We start from the raw sequence: 21334 nt of genomic DNA on the forward strand, positions 1-21334 counted from the left end.
AAGGTTCCAAATAAAAAGACAAAGCTTATCCCTCCAAAAATCATCGTATCCTTTTCAAACACCCAACAAACATTTCCCCATACATCAATTATATATAAGGTGTAAAACAAAAACGAAAGGATTACTCAACAAGAATAATCCCTCCGTTTATTTATATTACAAATCCTATTACGTAAGACGTAAATACTACTTATTTAATAATACCCTGTGCCTTGAAAATCTTAGTCAAAGCCTGAACGCCACGCTCAACCTGCTCCTCTGTGTGAGTTGCCATCAACGCAAAACGTACTAAAGTATCCTGTGGGGCACAAGCTGGAGGAATAACTGGATTGATAAACACACCAGCTTCATAAGCCAACTTAGTTACTATGAAAGTCTTTTCAATATCACGAACATAGAGAGGGATAATCGGGCTCTCAGTATCACCAATCTCAAAGCCTTCTTCTTTGAAGCGCTTCAAAGCATAGTTAGTAACCTTCCACAACTGCTCTAAACGCTCTGGCTCCTGCTCAATGATGTGCAGTGCTTCCAAAGCTGCCGCTGTTGCTGCTGGAGCGTTACTTGCAGAGAAAATGTAGGTGCGACAAGTATGGCGGAGATAATTAATAGTATCCTTGTCGCCAGCAATGAAACCACCGATTGAGGCCAAACTCTTTGAGAAGGTACCCATAATAAGGTCTACTTCATCTGTCAAGCCGAAATGATCACAGACACCCCTACCCTGACGTCCGAAAACACCTATGCCATGAGCCTCATCAACCATGATTGAACAATTATACTTGTGCTTCAATTCGACAATAGCTGGTAGATTCGCTAAATCGCCTTCCATAGAGAAGACACCATCAACAACAATCAGCTTAACAGCTTCATGAGGAAGGCGTTGGAGTACACGCTCCAAATCTTCCATATCATTGTGTTTATAACGAAGCTGAGTGGCAAAACTCAAACGACGTCCATCAACGATACTTGCGTGATCACGATCATCACAAATTACATAATCACCACGCCCTACGACAACAGATAGAACGCCAGCATTTACAGAAAAGCCTGTTGAGAAAACAAGTGCCTCATCCTTACCTTCAAACGCTGCAAGTTCTTTCTCCAACTGCACGTGAAGGTCGAGTGTACCATTTAAGAAACGACTTCCAGCACAACCTGAGCCATACTTCTCAAGAGCTTGTTGAGCAGCACTAATCACACGTGGATCATTTGGCAAGCCTGTATAGGCATTAGAGCCAAACATAAGAATCTTGTTGCCATCAATATCTGTAACTTCTGTTCCTTGCTTACTTGTAATCTCACGGAAGTATGGATAAACGCCTGCTTCCATAAACTTCTGCGGCTCGCGATAGCTTTTGTACTTGTCTTGTAACTGTCCCATTATTTTTAATACAGTGTAGTCCTTGACTACTTAAATATTATTTTAGGCTGCAAAGATACTAATTTAGAATGACAAAACACCCATTTTGATTAGAAAAGTGATTTTTAAACATTTTTACTCTCATTATATCCATGACATAACCAATAATTATATATCTTTGTAGAAATAAACCATGCGCTGATTATTTAGCACAATGTATAAGAAAAAAATTGTTTTTATCCTAAATCCTATATCGGGTACCGTTAGTAAGGCAGGTATTCCTGACCTTATTGAAGAACGACTCGACAAAATAAGTTTGACTATCGCATTGCTGAAACACAACATGCTGGTCATGCGACTGAACTTGCACGGGAAGCTGTGGAAGAAGGTATTGACGTTGTTGTTGCTGTGGGTGGAGATGGTACTGTCAACGAGGTTGGAAGAGCACTTATCAATACAAAGTCGGCTATGGGCATACTCCCTTGTGGATCAGGAAATGGACTCGCAAGGCATCTAAACCTACCGATGAATCTTAAGAAATGTGTTGATATCTTGAATTCATATGATGTAAAAGAACTTGACTATGGTATCATCAACGGTCACCCCTTCTTCTGTACTTGTGGAATGGGCTTTGATGCTTTCATTTCTATGAAGTTTGCTGAAGCTGGTAAGCGTGGTCCTATCACTTATATGCAGAAAATCCTTGAAGAAGGATTGAGCTATAAGCCAGAAACCTATGTCATAGAAGACGAGGATGGAACACATCGTTACAAAGCATTCCTCGTTTCTGCAGCCAATGCCTCACAGTATGGTAATAACGCATATATTGCCCCACAAGCATCTATGAGTGATGGTTTGTTGGATATTATTATCATGGAACCATTCGACATCATTGATGCACCACAGGTTGCCATTGAACTTTTCAATAAGACATTGGATAAAAACCTAAAAATAAAAACTTTCAAAGCTAAACATATTCATATACACCGTAAGAAAGAAGGTATCATTCATTATGATGGCGATCCAATCACATCTGAGGCTGATGTGGATATATCTGTTGTTCCAAAAGGTATCAACATCATTGTAAATCCTAAGGGAGGTAAAGAGAATAGACAGCCAAATATGTTGCAAACAGCCTTTTCTGAGATTTTCTACAACTTTGATTTGATGAGACAAGACCTTACAAAGCAAAGCAGAAGGGTGCAGGCTATCAACAAAAACATACTGCGTAAACTAAATATATAAAATCAAAAGCCAAACAAATGGGCTTCACTTTCAAGCAATTTCATATCACTGACGATCACACGGCTATGAAAGTCGGGACGGATGGGGTCTTGCTTGGAGCCTGGGCGGAAGGAGGTTTGAGAATTCTTGATATTGGAACAGGGACGGGACTCGTTGCCCTTATGATGGCACAACGTTTCCCATCAGCAAAGATTGATGCTATTGAGATAGATAAAGATGCTTGTAAAGATGCCCTCTTTAATGTTTCACAGTCTCCATTTAGCGATAGAATAAATATTATCAACAGCTCATTGCAGGATTATAAACCATATAACGAGATGCAAGAGGAAGGGGTATACGATGCTATCGTTTGTAATCCACCTTACTTTATCAACTCCCTTAGAAATCCTTTACAACAAAGAACGACTGCAAGACACACAGATTATCTCTCTCACCAAGAGCTTATCTATCATTCACAAAGACTTCTTAAAGCAAACGGAACACTATCAATTATCATTCCTTATGACAACAAAGATTTGCTTGAAGCAGAAGCTATATTCAACGGATTATCAACACAGAAGATAATATATATAAAACTAAACATTCAAAGCCTGCTAAACGTTGTCTGATTGAAATTGGAAAGGATTTTACTACACCATATTGTTGCGAAGAACAAATACTAAACGATGCAGATGAAGCACGTACAAAATGGTATCAGAATCTGACAGATGCGTTCTACATTAAATAAGAATAGTAGATTTAAACATCACCTTTTATTGTAGTGTGAAGGCTTAACACGTATGGTGCGAATACTCAGCACGTATGGTGCGGAGCCCCAGCACCATTGCTATGTGCTATTTGAGCAAACATAAAAGATTATTTAGTAAACACCATACTACCCTAAGTAAATATGCTTTAGCTTGTTAGTTAAAGTCTTGTTGAACCAAAGACCAACAGACGTCGTTTATTTCACAGAGATTATATATTGGCATGTTAGCTATTAATTCTTATCAAGCAGCCATAGTTAAGAGATAGCACATAAAAACAGTTCTTCTTTACAATACCATGCAATTTATCACCAGCTTCATACGCTCATATCCTCATCTTTTTACAAGATAGCCAATTAAAGCACAATTATTCTTTCAGTCTTTCGGTTTTATTTTGTAACTTTGCAGGCTAAAAGTAGGTATAAAAAACTTTATGAAACAAGATAGCTCTATACAAATGATTACAGACTACGAAGGTGACATGCCAAACTTGGATGTACAAGTTGATGGCGAAATCCCCATTTTCGTAACTCGTAATCTCGTAATGTTCCCAGGAATACTCTCTCCTATCCTTGTTGGTAGAAAGCCAACTTTGGCTCTTGTTAAGCATTTGGAGGAGAACCCGAACACGATTATAGCAATTGTAAGCCAGAAGGATAGCAACATTAACGACCCTCAAGTAGACGATGTCTACATGACGGGTATCTATGCACGTTTCGTACGTGCCTTTGACATGCCTGGCAATTACGAAGGAAACAACCGCACTGTCATTTTACAAGGACTTGGTAAATGTAAGATAAAGAAAATTACAACAGTTTACCCCTATATGAAGGGATACACCGTAGCTTTACCAGAAGAAGCAGAACCAAAGAGAGACAAGGAATTCTCTACGGCTGTTGAAGACATGAAATTGGTCGCAAAGGAATACATCCATGGTAGCGATGACATCCCAGATGACACACAATTTGCACTTGACAACATCAACAACCCTGTTGTTGCTGTCAATTATGTGTGTTCAACTATGCCCTTCTCTGTAACAGACAAGCTTCAGATGTTAGAAGAAAACTCTATCAAGGACCGACTGTTTACACTGATGAAGGTGCTAAATCGTGAAATTCAATTCCAGCATCTTCGTCAGGATATACGCTCAAAGACACGAGAAGACCTTGACGAACAGCAGAGAGAATACTTCCTGCATCAACAGATTAAGAATATCAAAGAGGAGTTGGGCGATGGTGATTCTGCACCTGACAAGAAAGAACTACTCGAAAAGGCAAAGAACAAGAAGTGGTCAGAAGATATTGCCAAGATATTCCAAAAGGAATTAGACAAACTTGAAACCTTGAACCCACAAAGTCCAGATTATAGTGTGCAGGTGAATTACCTGCAGACTATGGTTAGCTTACCATGGAACGAATATACCAAGGATGACCTTGACTTGAAGCGTGCAAAACGTATACTTGACAAGGATCACTATGGTATGGACAAGGTGAAAGAACGTATCCTTGAATACATTGCAGTACTTCAGTTGCGTGGCAATTTGAAATCACCAATCCTCTGTCTCTATGGTCCTCCGGGGGTTGGTAAGACCAGTTTGGGCAAGAGTATTGCCGAAGCAATGAAGCGTAAGTATGTACGTGTGTCATTAGGTGGTCTTCACGACGAGTCTGAAATCAGAGGACATCGTAAGACTTACATTGGTGCTATGCCTGGACGCATCATCAAGAACATCCAGAAAGCAGGTTCATCAAATCCTGTATTCATTCTTGACGAGATTGATAAGGTTACCCAGAACACAATTAATGGTGACCCTTCATCAGCATTATTAGAGGTTCTTGACCCTGAGCAAAACAATGCCTTCCATGATAATTATCTGGATATGGATTATGACTTATCAAAGGTATTGTTCATAGCAACAGCAAACGACCTCAACACTATCCCACGTCCACTACTTGACCGTATGGAACTCATTGAGGTCTCTGGCTATATCACGGAAGAGAAAGTTGAGATAGCAAAACGCCATCTCGTACCCAAAGAACTCGAAAATACAGGTTTAGACCAGTTAGAAGAGAAACCAAAGTTTGCCAAGGCTACACTGGAGAAGATTATTGAAAGCTATACACGTGAGAGCGGCGTGCGCCAGCTTGAAAAGCAAATCAACAAGGCTATGCGCAAATTGGCTTTCAAACAGGCTATGGATAAACAACTTCCTTACACGAAGATCACACCAGATAAGTTGGAAGACTTGTTAGGCAAGCCACCTTACACACGTGACATTTACCAAGGAAACAAATATGCAGGTGTCGTAACAGGACTTGCTTGGACCAGCGTCGGAGGTGAGATTCTCTTTATTGAGACCTCTCTTTCTAAAGGTAAAGCGGGTAAGTTAACACTGACAGGTAATCTTGGTGATGTGATGAAGGAGTCTGCTGTCATTGCATTAGAATATGTTAAGGCGCATATCAGCGCATTGAATGTAGACTATCGCATCTTTGAACAGTGGAATATCCATATCCATGTACCAGAAGGAGCTACACCAAAGGATGGTCCTTCAGCTGGTATAACAATTGCAACAAGTATTGCTTCAGCTCTCACACAGCGCAAGGTACGTAAGAACACCGCTATGACGGGTGAGATAACGCTACGTGGTAAGGTTCTCCCAGTGGGTGGAATCAAGGAAAAGATGCTTGCAGCTAAGCGTGCAGGGATTACAGATATCGTCATGTGTTCAGAGAACAAGAAAGATGTTGAGGAAATCCCAGAGGTTTACCGCCAAGGACTTCATTTCCATTTTGTTGAGAACATTCAACAAGTATGGGACTTTGCATTAACTGATGAGAAGGTAGAACATCCTGTAGACTTTACGATTGCAGAAGAGAAGAAGGAGGAAGCAAAATAATGACATTTGAACTTCAGCATACAGATAAAGCCAGTGATGCGCGCACAGGTATCATCACAACCGACCATGGACAGATAAAGACGCCTATCTTTATGCCTGTTGGTACCGTTGGTTCTGTTAAGGGTGTGCACTTTGAGGAGTTACGCAAGCAGGTCAAGGCACAGATTATTCTTGGTAATACTTATCATCTTTACCTACGTCCAGGACTTGATATTATCAAAGCAGCAGGCGGCTTGCATGGCTTCAATGGATGGGAGCGTCCAATCCTGACAGACTCAGGCGGCTTCCAAGTATTCTCTTTGACAGGTATCCGCAAACTGTCAGAAGAAGGCTGTGAGTTCAGAAGTCACATCGATGGATCTAAGCATATCTTCACACCAGAGAATGTGATGGACACAGAACGAATCATTGGTGCCGATATCATGATGGCTTTCGACGAATGCCCTCCAGGGAAGAGTGATTATCAATATGCCAAAAAGAGTTTGGAATTAACCCAACGATGGCTCGACCGTTGCATCAAACGATTCAATGAAACAGAACCACTCTATGGTTACAACCAAAGCCTCTTCCCTATCGTTCAAGGGTGTACATATAAAGACTTACGCTGTGAAGCAGCTAAGTTTGTGGCTGACAAGGGGGCAGATGGTAATGCTATCGGCGGTTTAGCAGTAGGTGAGCCGACAGAGGTGATGTATGAAATGATTGAAGTGGTAAACGAGATTCTTCCTAAAGACAAGCCTCGTTACTTGATGGGAGTTGGCACACCACAAAATATTCTTGAAGCCATTGAGCGTGGCGTAGATATGTTCGACTGTGTTATGCCTACTCGTAATGGACGTAATGCTATGCTCTTCACTTACAATGGTACGATGAATATGAAGAATAAGAAGTGGGAAAATGACTTCTCACCAATTGATCCTGATGGCTGTGACATTGATGTCATCACAAGCAAAGCCTATCTTCATCATCTCTTCAAAGCTGGAGAACTGCTTGCTATGCAGATTGCCAGTATCCATAACCTCGCGTTCTATCTCCGCCTTGTTACGGACGCACGTACACATATTGAGCAAGGTGACTTCGTACAGTGGAAAGCTTCCGTCATCGAACAGTTAGGAAGAAGAATTTAAGAAGAAGCCAAATGAGTAAGGTTAAAGAGATTGTTGATAAAGTTAAGAAACTGATTAATCATTTCGGACAACGCGTTATAAAACGATTTCCTATATTGAAGAGGGTTGGACATCTATTACAGATGCTCTCCCTTTCTCGCTATATAGGTGTTCTGGACTGGTATATCATAAAGAAGTTCATTGGTACATACATCTATGCTATCTTATTGATTATCTCTATTGCTATTGTGTTCGACTTTAATGAGAACCTCTCGAAGTTCACACAATATCATGCTCCATGGCGTGCAATCATCTTTGATTACTATGCAAACTTTATCCCTTACTATTCTAACCTCTTCTCGCCACTATTTGTATTCATTGCCGTTATCTTCTTTACTTCCAAACTGGCAGGAAACTCTGAGATTATAGCAATGATGGCAGCAGGCGTGTCTATCAGACGACTGATGCGCCCTTACATGATATCATGTATTCTCATTGCAGGTTTGACATTCTATCTTAACAGCTTTGTAATCCCTCATGGCACTGTTATTCGACAGAACTTTGAATCACTTTATCGTAACTCAAAGAAGAATACATCAGCAGAGAATGTGCAACTGCAGGTCGCAAAGAACACTGTTGCCTATATACAGAATTATGACGATCAGTATAAGCGTGGTTATGGGTTCTCCCTTGTAAAGTTCAAAGACAAAAAGATTATTAGTCACATGACAGCCATGGAGATTCAGTATGATACTGTTGCAGACACAAAGTATCATTGGAAGGTTAGCAACTGGAAGATTCGTACACTCAAAGGACTGAAAGAACACATCCAAAGTGGTGCTTCAAAGGACACGGTCTTACTAATGGAGCCGACAGACCTTGTCTACTCAAAGGGGCAGCAGGAGACCTTTACTTCCCCTGAACTATTGGATTATATCTCCAAACAAACCAGCCGTGGTTCAGGCAACGTGGTACAGTATGAAGTTGAGTTTCACAAACGAATAGCAATGTCATTCTCTTCTTTCATCCTCACCATCATCGGTCTTTCCCTCTCTTCCCGCAAGCGAAAAGGAGGAATGGGACTTTATCTTGGAATTGGTTTAGCACTCAGTTTCGGCTATATTATGCTCCAAACCGTATCAGCATCCTTTGCCATTCAGGCAGATACCCCCCCAATATTGGCTGCATGGATTCCGAACATCATCTTTGCAGTTATCGCTTACTTCTGCTATCGGAATGCACCAAGCTAATAAGGCGAATAAAACAAAATTAAGAACAACCCTCATGATGAAGGGAAAAACTGTAAAATATGTATTTTGAAGATTTAGATTTAAACGATAAAGTACTTGACGCACTATATGATATGCGTTTTGATGAATGCACTCCAGTTCAGGAGAAGTGTATTCCCGAAATATTAAAAGGAAACGATGTCTTGGGAGTAGCCCAAACAGGAACAGGCAAGACTGCGGCTTACCTCCTTCCTGTTCTATCCAAATTGGCTGATGGCGGCTATCCAGAGTCAGCAATTAATTGTGTCATCATGTCGCCTACGCGCGAGTTAGCACAGCAGATTGACCAAGCTATGCAGGGATTTGCCTACTATCTTAATGGTGTATCTTGTGTTGCTGTCTATGGCGGAAATGATGGGAATAGATACGACCAGGAACTGAAGAGCCTTGCATTAGGAGCCGATGTAGTGATTGCAACACCAGGACGTTTCATCTCACATATCTCTCTTGGAAACGTAGACTTATCAAAGGTGAGTTTCTTTATTCTTGACGAGGCCGATCGTATGCTTGATATGGGATTCGCTGATGACATTATGACAATTGCAAAGAAGTTGCCTTCAACTTGTCAGACAATTATGTTCTCAGCTACAATGCCTACAAAGATTGAAGATCTTGCTAAGACGCTGCTAAAGAACCCTGTTGAAATTAAACTCGCTGTAAGTAAACCTGCTGAGAAGATTCAGCAGACAGCATATGTATGCTATGAGACACAGAAGATGGGTATCATAAAAGATATCTTCAAGGCTGGCGATCTCAAGCGTGTCATTATCTTCTCTGGTTCAAAACAGAAAGTAAAGCAGATTGCAGCATCGCTCAATCGTATGCATATTAACTGTGGTGAGATGCACTCTGACCTTGATCAGGAGCAGCGCAACGACGTTATGTTCAAGTTCAAGAGTGGTCAAATTGACGTATTGGTTGCTACTGACATCGTTTCACGCGGTATTGATATCGACGACATTGCAATGGTCATCAACTATGATGTGCCTCATGACGCAGAGGATTATGTACACCGTATTGGTCGTACAGCACGTGCTGATCGTGATGGAAAGGCGATTACCTTTGTAAATGAAGACGAAATTTATTTCTTCCAACAGATAGAATCGTTCTTAGAAAAGGAGATTGAGAAGGCACAACTACCTGCAGAACTTGGCGAAGGTCCTGAGTATAAGAGCAACGGAAAGCCTAAGAAGGGGGGCAATAGTGCAAAAAGCCGTCGCCGTAAGGACCGTGACCATCAGAGTCATAAGGACAAAAAGCAGGGGAACAACAAGCAGCGCAACAGACGTCCTGCACCTCAGACTCAGAACAACACTGACGAGAACAACGCGAACCAACAGGAGCGTAAGGCTGGAAACAAACAGAACCATAGACCTCAAAAGCAGCAAGATAACAATCCTGCAGCAACTGAGGGTAAACCAGTAAACAAGAAGAATAATCGTCAGAATAAGGGTAAGCAGCAGGAGCGTCAGCCAAAAGCTGAGAACGAGAAGCGCAATGATAGAAAACCTGCTGACAATAAAGCTAATGCTGAAAACACTACCAATCAGCAGAACAAGAAGCCTAACAATAAGCGCAAGAAGCGTAACAACCGCCAGCGTACACCAGAAGAGAAATCTGTAAGAAGAAGTACTAAGTATGATATTCGTGAGGAGTTGCCATCAACGTCCAAAAACGAATCTGGATTGAAGGCACTTATCAAAAAACCATTAAAGTGGCTTCGTGGACTCGGTAAGAAGTAAAATTAGTATTTACACACACTTATATAATGCCCGTAACCCATCAATAAGGGTTACGGGCATTGCTTTATCCAGATTTATCAATTACCTCATCATCTTTTTAATCATAGTAATTGCCATAGTTTCTAACACATTAAATATGTGAATTTTCTTTACATTATTTCTTAACATCTTTGTAAAAATAGAGGATAAAAAAGCCTTTTTAATCACCATCGTAACCCGCTTATTATAAAACAGTTACAAAATCATGTAAGAAAAGGTGCTTAGTTAGCTTTCAAAAGAGCCTTAGTAAGACCTCAAAAGAGCATCTTTTAGAAGTCAATTAAGCCTTAATTCAAATGCTATTAAGCCTCAATAAAAAATGAAGAGAGGAAAAAAGTTGACAAAATAGTATTCTAACTAACGAGATAACCTGAATTTATCCAGCTATTAGATTGTTAATATCAAAAAGAAAAACATGCATACACAGCTAAAAATAAAATAAGACTATATAGAATAAGGTGTAAGAATAAAAGATGATTTATATCGTACTACTGTTACTGACTTATTTACACTATTATCCAATATTTAGTGATAAAATGACAGATATTTAAGCAAATAACATTATCTTTGCAATATAAATTAGAACAAATATAATATTAACATATCTCAGGATAGAACAAAAACATCAATTAATTATGAAAGCAACAGAAGTCGTAGAGAGATTAAAGCAGCGTTTTCCAAATGAGCCAGAGTATATCCAGGCAGTTTCACAAGTATTAGAGACTATTGAAGATGAGTATAACCGACACCCTGATTTTGACCAGGCTAACCTCATTGAGCGACTCTGCATACCAGACAGAATCATCAAGTTCCGTGTAAACTGGGTTGATGACAAGGGAAATGTACAAACCAATATGGGTTTCCGTGTACAACATAACAATAGCATTGGTCCTTACAAAGGGGGACTTCGTTTCCATGCATCAGTAAACGACTCTATCTTAAAGTTCCTTGCCTTTGAGCAAACATTTAAGAACGCTCTCACAACACTGCCTATGGGTGGTGCTAAAGGTGGGTCAGACTTCTCCCCTCGAGGCAAATCAAATGCGGAGGTGATGCGTTTCTGTCAGGCTTTCATGAGAGAGTTGTGGAACTATATCGGTCCAGACTGCGATGTTCCTGCTGGTGACATCGGTGTTGGTGGACGTGAAGTCGGCTATATGTTTGGACAATATAAGAAATTGACCAACCAGTTTGTTGGTATCCTTACAGGTAAGGGACAAGAGTTTGGAGGTTCCCTCATCCGTCCTGAAGCAACAGGATATGGCAATGTCTACTTCCTGCAAAATATGCTCAAGACCCGTAACATTGATATTAAGGGCAAGACAGTACTTGTTTCAGGTTCTGGTAATGTAGCGCAATATACGATAGAGAAACTTCTTGAATTGGGTGCAAAGCCTCTGACTTGTTCTGATTCTGATGGTTACATATACGACCCAGATGGTATTGATGAGGAGAAACTCGCCTATATCATGGAACTCAAGAACATTGAGCGCGGACGTATTCGTGAGTATGCAGAGAAGTATAACGTGAAGTATGTAGCAGGAGGAAGACCTTGGTCTGAGAAAGCTGATATCGCAACTCCATGTGCAACACAGAATGAGATCAACGGAGAAGCTGCCGCAGAACTTGTAAAGAATGGTGTTATTGCTGTGACAGAAGGTGCTAACATGCCTTCTACTCCAGAAGCTGTAAAGATTTTCCAAGATGCAAAAGTTCTCTATTGTCCTGGTAAAGCGAGCAACGCTGGTGGTGTAGCAGTGTCAGGACTTGAGATGAGTCAGAACTCTGGACGACTAAAGTGGAGCCGTGTAGAAGTTGATGAGAGACTCCATCAGATAATGGATGATATTCATTCAAACTGCGTGAAGTATGGTACAGAGGCAGACGGATATATCAACTATGTAAAGGGTGCAAACGTTGCTGGCTTTATCAAGGTTGCTAAAGCAATGATGGCGCAAGGCATTATTTAACCCCGTAGCACTTTTATTATCTGAAAACAAAAGACAGGAGCACACAGGTTAAACCTTTATATAGGGTTTAGCTTGTGTGCTCCTTATATTAAATTTATAATCAAAAATAATAGACTATGCATCTAAAAAACAAAACATCTCATCAAACAACTCAACATCTAATCCGAAAACACAATCATCCACATCTAAGATTTGTTGACAAGAGAAACCTTGAGACAAACCAAAACATAACAAGACAAGTTCGTTTATTTCCGTATAATTTAGTACTTTTGTAGCAGAATATAAAATTAGATTATGAAACTTTCAACAATAGTACTTTCCATTATGTTAGGACTCAGTTCTTCAACTATGGCGCAACAGAAAGAGATTACGATCAAACTTGTAGAAACATCTGATGTACATGGTTCTTTCTTTCCATACGATTTCATCACTCGAAAGCCTAAAAGCGGTTCTATGGCAAGAGTCTACACACTCGTAGAAGAACTTCGAAAGAGGAATGGAAAAGATAACATTTATCTGATGGACAACGGTGATATCCTACAAGGTCAGCCTATTTCTTACTATTATAATTATGTAGTTCCAGAGAAAACAAATATCGCTGCAAGTATCCTTAACTATATGGGATACGATGTGGCAACTGTTGGAAACCACGATATTGAAACAGGACACGAGGTATATGACAAATGGTTTAAGGAACTGAAATTCCCTATCCTTGGTGCAAACATTATTGATACAAAGACAAACAAACCTTATATCTTACCTTATTATACCATCAAGAAAAAGAATGGTATTAAGGTTTGTGTCATAGGTATGCTTACTCCAGCAATACCAAACTGGCTGAAAGAGAGTATATGGAGTGGTCTGCGCTTTGAGGAAATGGTGTCTTGTGCCAAAAGAACAATGGCAGAAGTGAAGATGAGAGAGAAGCCTGATGTCATTGTTGGATTGTTCCATTCAGGCTGGGATGGGGGTATAAAAACACCAGAATATGATGAAGATGCGTCTCAGAAGGTTGCAAAGGAAGTACCAGGTTTTGATGTTGTCTTCTTCGGTCATGACCACACGCCACACAGTTCTATTGAAAAGAATACTGTTGGTAAAGACGTTATCTGTCTCGATCCTGCCAACAATGCACAACGAGTAGCAATAGCAACATTAACGCTTAGACCTAAGACTGTCAAAGGGAAGCGTCAATATACAGTGACGAAAGCAATGGGAGAACTTGTTGATGTAAAGGAAATCAAGGCTAACGAAGCTTTCATACAGCATTTCCAAACAGAGATTGATGCCGTAAAAGCGTGGGGTGATCAGGTAATTGGAAAGTTTGAAAATACAATTTATACAAAGGATAGTTACTTCGGTAACTCTGCTTTCAACGACCTTATTCTCAATTTGGAACTGAAGATTACGAAGGCTGACATTGCTTTTAATGCACCTTTGTTATTCAACTCATCTATAAAAGCGGGACCAATTACTGTAGCAGATATGTTCAATCTCTATAAGTATGAGAACAATCTTTGTACCATGCGTCTCACTGGTAAGGAGATTCGTAAGCATCTTGAGATGAGTTATGACCTATGGTGCAACACGATGAAGAGCCCTGAAGACCATCTGCTTTTACTTTCAAATACACAGAATGATGCACAACGTCTCGGCTTTAAGAACTTCTCTTTCAACTTCGATTCAGCGGCAGGTATCGATTATGAAGTAGACGTAACCAAACCTGATGGAGAGAAGGTACATATTCTCCGCATGAGTAATGGTGAACCATTTGATGAGGATAAGTGGTACACCGTAGCTGTGAATAGTTATCGTGCTAATGGTGGAGGAGAGCTCTTAACCAAGGGAGCAGGCATCCCACGTGATGCCTTGAAGAGTAGAATCATCTGGGAAAGTCCAAAGGATCAACGCCATTATCTCATGGAAGAGATAAAAAAAGCTGGGGTAATGAACCCACTGCCAAACCATAATTGGAAGTTCGTTCCAGAAGCATGGACTATTCCTGCTGCTGCACGTGACCGCAAACTCCTTTTTGGAGAATAAAAAGAAAGAGATAATCGTTGATTAAATAGAACTCACACATTAAGAGATTAGAGTTCTATATTAAACGAATTAGGCAAAGTTTTAACACTGAGACTAATGAAAAAATACTGGTTTGTTTTCTGCAAAACAGATATCATGCTTGAGAAAGTGGGTGAGCATTACTCTATTCCACTTTCTGAAGAGGCTCCTATATCACTACATCTATGGACACATGTACTGAATGTCACACCAATGGAGGATGGTACAGAGGTGAAAGCTGTTATGGTTGACCAGCCTATAACAGACAATCCACAATACGAAATGTGTGGTTTACGTCCTTCCTTTTATCGCCTTTCCAAGGAGTTTTATCTTAAAGCCGGCAAATGTCATGAGTTACTTTACTGGGATAACAACACCAAGTTTTGTGGCGTATGTGGCGCACCAATGAAGATGCACACCGATATATCAAAGCGTTGTACAAACTGTGGGAAAGAGATTTGGCCACAATTAGCAACAGCAGTTATCGTACTTGTGCATAGAGCAGATGAAGTTCTTCTCGTCCATGCTCGCAATTTTAAGACCGATTTCTATGGACTGGTAGCAGGCTTTGTTGAAACAGGTGAAACACTTGAAGAGGCTGTACATCGTGAGGTGGAAGAAGAAACAGGAATAAAAGTGAAGAACCTTCGCTATTTTGGTTCACAACCTTGGCCCTACCCTTGCGGGCTCATGGCAGGCTTCAATGCCGATTATGATGGTGGAAGCCTACACCTACAACGAAGCGAAATATCAAAAGGAGCTTGGTTCACAAAGGACAATCTCCCAACAATTCCTGAACCATTATCAATAGCACGAATGATTCTTGATGATTGGATAAATAAAACTTCAATATAAACTAAAGTGCATTTTAAACCTCAAAACAATGATGACTTTCTTAGAAAAAGCCCTCGGATTTGACTCCAAATCCATGAAGCTCCGCACTGAGATTATTGCTGGAGCAACAACATTCTTAACGATGAGCTACATATTAGCTGTCAATCCAGCTATTCTTACCTCTACGGGTATGGACAAGGGAGCACTCTTCACCGGTACAGCTCTTGCTGCTGCTATTGCCACATTACTATTGGCATTTATGGCGAAGCTTCCTTTTGCTCAAGCTCCTTCTATGGGTCTTAATGCTTTCTTTGCTTATACGCTCTGCGTGTCTTTACAATTCACATGGCAGCAAGCACTTGCTATCATGCTTATTGAGGGTATTCTCTTTATCATTATTACATTCTTCAATGTGCGGGAGATGATTCTCAATGCTATCCCAACAAATCTACGCTATGCCATATCGGCAGGTATCGGTATGTTTATTGCTTTTATTGGTCTGAAGAATGCTGATATTATTGTTGACAACCAAGCAACTCTCGTTGGACTCGGAGCTTTTACTCCCACCTGTATTCTCGGTATTATTGCTATTCTGCTTAGTGGTGCTCTCATGGCAAGGAACGTAAAAGGCTCTCTATTCTGGGGTATTATCATCACAACCATCATTGGTATCCCAATGGGAGTTACTGTGTTTCCAGACAGTTGGATACCTGTCTCTGCGCCACAAGATATCACTCCTATCTTCTGCAAGTTCGACTTCTCTGGATTGATGAACCTGAAGACTGTATTAGTCGTATTCTCTCTTCTGTTAATTAATATCTTTGATACTATTGGTACATTAATGGGCTTAGCAGATAAGACTGGTATTGTAGAACCAAATGGTAATATTCCTCATGTTAAAGAAGCCATGATGAGTGATGCAATTGGTACAACTTGCGGTGCAATGTTAGGAAGTTCAACCCTTACAACATACGTTGAAAGTGCCAGTGGTATTGCAGAAGGTGGTCGCTCAGGTGTAACAGCTTTTACCGTTGGTATATTCTTCATCATCTCGCTCCTCCTCTCTCCTATCTTCCTACTTATCCCAAGTGCTGCAACAAGCGGTGCGTTGGTAATGGTTGGTGTACTGATGATCGACTCTGTAAAGAAAATCAATCTCCAAGATATAACAGAATCATTCCCAGCTTTCATCACAATGATAACAATGGTACTTTGTTATTCTATTGCTGATGGTATCTGCCTGGGAATCCTCGCTTATGTATTCATGAAGACTTTCACACGTCAGTGGAAAGATTTGAATTGGACACTTGTAGTGTTGGCAGTCCTCTTTATCTTGAATTTTGTAAAAAGCTAAAAACATCTTAAGTAATAAACAACTCCCTATGATAGATTAAGTTACTCATAGGGAGTTTTTGTTTGTATCTCCAAAACGAATTAATCTTCAAAATGATATTTCAATGTCATATAAAGAAAAAGAACAAAAAAACTTGATAAAGTTTGCACAGTTAAAATAAAATGACTACTTTTGCAACCGCTTACGAAAAGTAAGGGCGTTTAGCTCAGCTGGTTTAGAGCATCTGCCTTACAAGCAGAGGGTCGGCGGTTCGAATCCGTCAACGCCCACCACCTTGGGTAGTTTCCAGAGTGGCCAAATGGGGCAGACTGTAAATCTGCTGCTTCTTGCTTCGGTGGTTCGAATCCATCACTACCCACAAAAGAGTTGTAATCAAATGATTACAACTCTTTTGCTTTTTATAACCCTACTACTATGAAATCAAGTCCTACTGGAACCTTGGCAAAAACGAAAAATATATTAAAACAAAATAGACTCTCAACACAGAGAGTCTTCTGAGGTGCCTAGCGGAATCGAACCGCTCTACATGGTTTTGCAGACCATTGCCTAACCTCCCGGCCCAAGCACCATTCTATAACAAATCATCATTGTGATTTGCGAGTGCAAAGATAATCAATTAATTCGATTCAACCAAACAAATCAGAAACTTTTTTCGATAAACATTTTGTAAACTCTTCCCAATGAAAGATTCCCATAGCCATTCGCCAAACAATGGATAAAGAGAAGAGATAAATGGCTCTATTGACAAATTTCTTTCCGATAGTTATTTGAAACAAACTGGCTTCCTACGACCTTCTATCTTTTGCTTCTCTTTCAATTTATCATGAAGGGCACAACCAGAACACCCATGACACGGATCACTTGCTGCACGAAACGATTGCCACATACGATAAAGCACATAGCCTATAGCTGATATAAGTATAACAACTATAACAACATATTGCCACATAAAGTCCTCCTTCCTTTGTTTTAAACTGGTGTATCAGTAGTATCTTCTGTAAAAAGATCCTCTGCTACGTTTATCTCATCATCATCAAACCACTTTGATAGTTTCTCACGTGCCTGCTTCTTCATGTCATCATCAACAGAAGACCATACCTTATTTAATGCATAAAGCAGCACACCAAGATCGTCTGCGAGTCCCGCAATAGGAATAGCATCAGGCACAGCATCAAGTGGTGAGATAAGATAACCCAACGCACCAATAATAATAGCCTTGTCCTTAAGCGATATCTTATCACTCTGCATCAAATAATATAGAAGTAGGGCTACATATACCAACTTAGCACCAGCACGTTTCGCAATACGCTGTATTTTATCATAGAAACCCTGCTGAGTAAACTTATCTTTATATTTTGAAAGTCAGGTAATTCCATTCTGCAATTAAAATATTAATAATATTTACTTGAAAGCCATAACACGATCTACATAAGCCTTCTCCTCAGGGTAATCCTTATTAGCACGACGAACCTTTTTTTGAACCAAGACCTTCATCATTATTCTATAAAGGAAGAAGAGAAGCAAGCCTACCCCAATAGCTGCTAAAACATTCACTATACCTTTGAACGGGAGCGAATCGTCTGGAAATGCAGACATAATCAATATAGGCAGGCAGAGAAGAAAACCTGCTATCGTATAGCGCGAACGTTCTGTCCCCTCGCTATCTAAAGCCGCTTGATAGTCGAAGAGGTAATTAGAAAGCCCCTCCTCACTAACATTATCGGGCAACTGAGGGAAACCTGCTTCATCCTTATGATTTCTTATTTTGTTTTCTACTGTATGTTGGAAATCGTCTAACACAGTTACATATTGTTCTTCTAAATCGTTCATGACTATCCAAATCTTATATATTAGTTAAAGTTCACACCCGCAACTCCTCTTCATCATTCCAATCAGAATGTGAAAAGATGGGCATGATATAAAAAAAATAAAACAGTGTTCCTATAAGCCGGGTTCTGTTTCTTCCTCATCTTTCGATAATAGGAAGATGCCTGTCATTTATCTATATTACAAGTTGCCCTGCAATTAAAGCATTCTACCCTCCGTTGTGCTTACGCTTGGGCGGGCTACCCTCAGACAACGGTTTACATGAACTTGCAGCTCCTGAACGGCACAGCCAGACGATCACCCGCCTGCTGGTAGTCTCTTACACCACCTTCTCATCCTTACCACACATTCCTGTATGGCGGTTATTTTCTTCTGCCTACATCTACTGTCACCAATAGCTCCTATTTTCGGAAGCAGGATGCCCTATGCTGCCCGGACTTTCCTCTCGCACCCATTATAGATGCCAGCGACAGAGCCGGAACACTGCCTTATTAAATGCAAAGATAATGGAAAACATGGAAAAGCCAAAATATTTCAATGATAATCTAAAGTTAGCCAAGAAAAGAAATAGCATAAAAAGACAGAAAGAAGTTATTGTGTGAACCTAAAAACATAGACATTAAGATAATTAGAACAACATAATAGCATATCAAGCTATCAAACAAGATTCTTAAAGCTACCTTTACACCTATTATACCTATACTTTACATATTGTAAAACAATGCTTTACACACATTAGAGTACACTTTTACAAAATTATTTTCATGACAATAAATATTTCTTTTCATGAAGAAAAATATTTCCACTCGTGAACATAATTATTTCTTTTCATGAAAATAATCCCAACACACAGTGGTTTTAGCGTCTCTGCAGCACCTTAAAGTAGCTATAGATATTAAATAACGCACTCACCAAAAGTCCTCTTCTAAAAGCGGAATAACATCAACTACATGACACGATGACTTACATTTCCTTTCATTTTGTCAACTTGCTAAAACAAAAAGATAACAAATAGAAATCAAACAACTATTCAAAACAAATAAATGCAAAATTTACATCACATCAGATTAATAGCCGTTAAGTATTAATTTTTAATTGTTAAAATCGGATAAAGATAACTGACAAATTGTCGGTTTTACAAAATTTGCTCCTATATTTGCATACCAAAATATGTCAGCGAGACATTTATAAATAATGACGGATTGACACACATAAACGTAAATAACGAACAAATAATTAAGTATATGAAGAATTTATCAAAGTATTTGGTAGGCGCAGCATGTGTTACTGCTCTCGCCTTTTCTACTGGTGCTTTCATCAAAGTGTATGCTGCAGAAGCACCTATTGTAACTCCTGGTCAGCCAGTTGACCTCACATACGCAGCAGCGAAAGCCCTTCCTGCTGTTGTTCATATCAAATATGTACAAAATTCTAAGACACAGACCATAGATGTACAGGATGATCCTTTTGGAGGCTTCTTTGACCCATTTGGTTTCTTTGGAAATCCTAACCAAGGTAATGGTTCACGTCGCCAGCAAGTTCAGACTCCTAAGAAGGAGGCTACTGGTAGTGGTGTTATCATCTCACCCGATGGCTATATCGTAACAAACAATCACGTTGTTGATGGAGCTGACGAACTTACAGTCACACTGAATGACAACCGAGAGTTTTCTGCACGTATCGTTGGAACAGACAAACAGACTGACCTTGCACTGCTAAAGGTGAATGCAACAAACCTCCCCACTCTACCAATTGGCGACTCAGACAAGTTGAAGGTAGGCGAATGGGTAATTGCTGTAGGTAACCCATACAACCTCAATAATACCGTAACAGCTGGTATCGTAAGTGCTAAGTCACGTGGCTTAGGTGCTACACGCAACGGCATTGAGAGCTTTATCCAGACGGATGCTGCCATCAATCAAGGTAACTCTGGTGGTGCATTGGTGAACACACAGGGTGAGTTGGTTGGTATCAATGCGATGCTCTACTCACAGACTGGCGCATATAGTGGCTATGGTTTTGCCATCCCAACATCCATTATGAATAAGGTTGTTAATGACATTAAGAAGTATGGAAATGTACAACGTGTAATGCTTGGTATCCAGGGTGGTGATGTATTGAACTACATCAACGCACAGAAAGAAGAGGGCAAGAACGTTGACCTCGGTACAAATGCAGGTGTTTATGTAAGCGAAGTATCTGAGGATGGCAATGGTGCAGCCTTAGGTTTGACAAAGGGTGATGTTATCACTAAGTTTGACGGACAGGAAGTAACACGTATGTCTGAGCTCCAGCAAGCACTTAACAGCAAGCGTCCTGGCGACAAGGCAACAGTGACCTATATCCATAACAAGAAGGAAGTTTCAAAGACTATAACGCTGAAGAATGCACAAGGAACAACCAAAGTAATTGAACAGGCTGATATTGACGTTCTTGGTGGTCAGTTCCGTCCAGTACAGGATGCCCTTAAGAAGCAGTTGAATATCAACTATGGTCTTGAAGTACTGAAGGTTAATAATGGTGCTTTAAAGGCTGCAGGAGTCAACCGTGGTTTTATCATTCAGAATGTAAATGAAAACATGGTGAAGAGCATTGACGATCTGCAGAATATCGTTAAGAAAGCATCAACCAGTAAGGATCCAGTTCTCTACGTTCAGGGTATTTACCCAACTGGCAAGAAGGGTTACTTCGCTATTCCTCTTACTGACTAACAGCTGATGACTTTCAGTTAAAAAACTGATAATATTAAACTCTCCCTTTCTTGAGTTAACACGCAAGAATGGGGGAGTTCTTTTTTTAACACAACCCAACAACATACTCTAAAACGCTATCTAAAGCCAATGTAAAATCACATCTAAGCCT

General features: G+C 40.1%; 12 protein-coding genes, 3 tRNA genes, 1 other RNA gene and 3 pseudogenes. 13 read left to right on the forward strand and 6 right to left on the reverse strand.

Features of this window, described 5'->3' with window-relative positions:
* Positions 1-190: 190 nt before the first annotated feature.
* A complete protein-coding gene (gene spt / locus J5A56_RS00335) occupies positions 191-1381 on the reverse strand; it encodes a serine palmitoyltransferase (protein WP_021672022.1) in 1191 nt (396 codons plus the stop codon).
* Positions 1382-1574: 193 nt separating this feature from the next.
* Here spt and J5A56_RS00340 point away from each other — a divergent pair.
* From J5A56_RS00340 to J5A56_RS00395, 12 genes and pseudogenes are all read left to right on the forward strand, one after another.
* Positions 1575-2605, forward strand: a pseudogene (locus J5A56_RS00340) (diacylglycerol/lipid kinase family protein).
* A gap of 17 nt (positions 2606-2622) precedes the next feature.
* Positions 2623-3332 (forward strand): annotated as a pseudogene (locus J5A56_RS00345) (tRNA1(Val) (adenine(37)-N6)-methyltransferase).
* Positions 3333-3784: 452 nt separating this feature from the next.
* Positions 3785-6250 carry an endopeptidase La gene (gene lon, locus J5A56_RS00350; RefSeq protein WP_021672019.1) on the forward strand — a complete coding sequence of 822 codons (2466 nt, stop codon included), beginning with the start codon at positions 3785-3787 and terminating at the stop codon, positions 6248-6250.
* Positions 6250-7377 (forward strand): tRNA guanosine(34) transglycosylase Tgt, encoded by a 1128-nt coding sequence (gene tgt, locus J5A56_RS00355; RefSeq protein WP_021672018.1) that lies wholly within the window; start codon positions 6250-6252, stop codon positions 7375-7377. The genes lon and tgt overlap by 1 nt, the downstream gene beginning before the upstream one ends.
* 11 nt (positions 7378-7388) lie before the next feature.
* Complete coding sequence (locus J5A56_RS00360) at positions 7389-8606, forward strand: LptF/LptG family permease (RefSeq protein WP_021672017.1); 1218 nt, start codon at positions 7389-7391, stop codon at positions 8604-8606.
* 59 nt (positions 8607-8665) lie between these two features.
* Positions 8666-10387 (forward strand): DEAD/DEAH box helicase, encoded by a 1722-nt coding sequence (locus J5A56_RS00365; RefSeq protein WP_021672016.1) that lies wholly within the window; start codon positions 8666-8668, stop codon positions 10385-10387.
* Between the two features lie 674 nt (positions 10388-11061).
* On the forward strand, positions 11062-12396 hold the full coding sequence (locus J5A56_RS00370; RefSeq protein ID WP_021672014.1) for an NADP-specific glutamate dehydrogenase: 1335 nt from the start codon (positions 11062-11064) through the stop codon (positions 12394-12396).
* 294 nt (positions 12397-12690) lie between these two features.
* Entirely contained in the window at positions 12691-14439 is a 1749-nt protein-coding gene (locus J5A56_RS00375) for a bifunctional metallophosphatase/5'-nucleotidase (protein ID WP_036919921.1), read from the forward strand.
* Positions 14440-14535: 96 nt separating this feature from the next.
* Entirely contained in the window at positions 14536-15312 is a 777-nt protein-coding gene (nudC, locus tag J5A56_RS00380) for an NAD(+) diphosphatase (RefSeq protein ID WP_021672011.1), read from the forward strand.
* Positions 15313-15343: 31 nt separating this feature from the next.
* The gene (locus J5A56_RS00385; RefSeq protein WP_036919926.1) at positions 15344-16645 is read left to right on the forward strand and encodes an NCS2 family permease; all 1302 of its coding nucleotides are present in this window, start codon (positions 15344-15346) and stop codon (positions 16643-16645) included.
* Between the two features lie 194 nt (positions 16646-16839).
* Positions 16840-16917 (forward strand) — tRNA-Val (locus tag J5A56_RS00390).
* A 4-nt stretch (positions 16918-16921) separates the two neighbouring features.
* Positions 16922-17003: transfer RNA gene (locus J5A56_RS00395), tRNA-Tyr, on the forward strand.
* Between the two features lie 139 nt (positions 17004-17142).
* On the opposite strand, the gene J5A56_RS00400 is transcribed toward J5A56_RS00395, so the two are convergent.
* From J5A56_RS00400 to rnpB, 5 genes and pseudogenes are all read right to left on the reverse strand, one after another.
* Positions 17143-17213, reverse strand: a tRNA-Cys gene (locus J5A56_RS00400).
* A 195-nt stretch (positions 17214-17408) separates the two neighbouring features.
* Positions 17409-17594, reverse strand: a complete 186-nt coding sequence (locus J5A56_RS13865; RefSeq protein ID WP_021672008.1) for a FeoB-associated Cys-rich membrane protein — start codon at positions 17592-17594, stop codon at positions 17409-17411.
* 20 nt (positions 17595-17614) lie between these two features.
* Positions 17615-18021 (reverse strand): annotated as a pseudogene (locus tag J5A56_RS00410) (YkvA family protein).
* 25 nt (positions 18022-18046) lie between these two features.
* The gene (locus tag J5A56_RS00415) at positions 18047-18475 is read right to left on the reverse strand and encodes a hypothetical protein (protein WP_021672006.1); all 429 of its coding nucleotides are present in this window, start codon (positions 18473-18475) and stop codon (positions 18047-18049) included.
* 98 nt (positions 18476-18573) lie between these two features.
* Positions 18574-18959, reverse strand: an RNA gene (gene rnpB, locus J5A56_RS00420) — RNase P RNA component class A.
* A gap of 757 nt (positions 18960-19716) precedes the next feature.
* Between rnpB and J5A56_RS00425 the strand changes: the two genes are divergently transcribed.
* Complete coding sequence (locus J5A56_RS00425) at positions 19717-21183, forward strand: trypsin-like peptidase domain-containing protein (RefSeq protein WP_021672005.1); 1467 nt, start codon at positions 19717-19719, stop codon at positions 21181-21183.
* Positions 21184-21334: the final 151 nt, after the last annotated feature.

It is taken from the genome of Prevotella melaninogenica, assembly GCF_018128065.1.
Lineage (GTDB): Bacteria > Bacteroidota > Bacteroidia > Bacteroidales > Bacteroidaceae > Prevotella.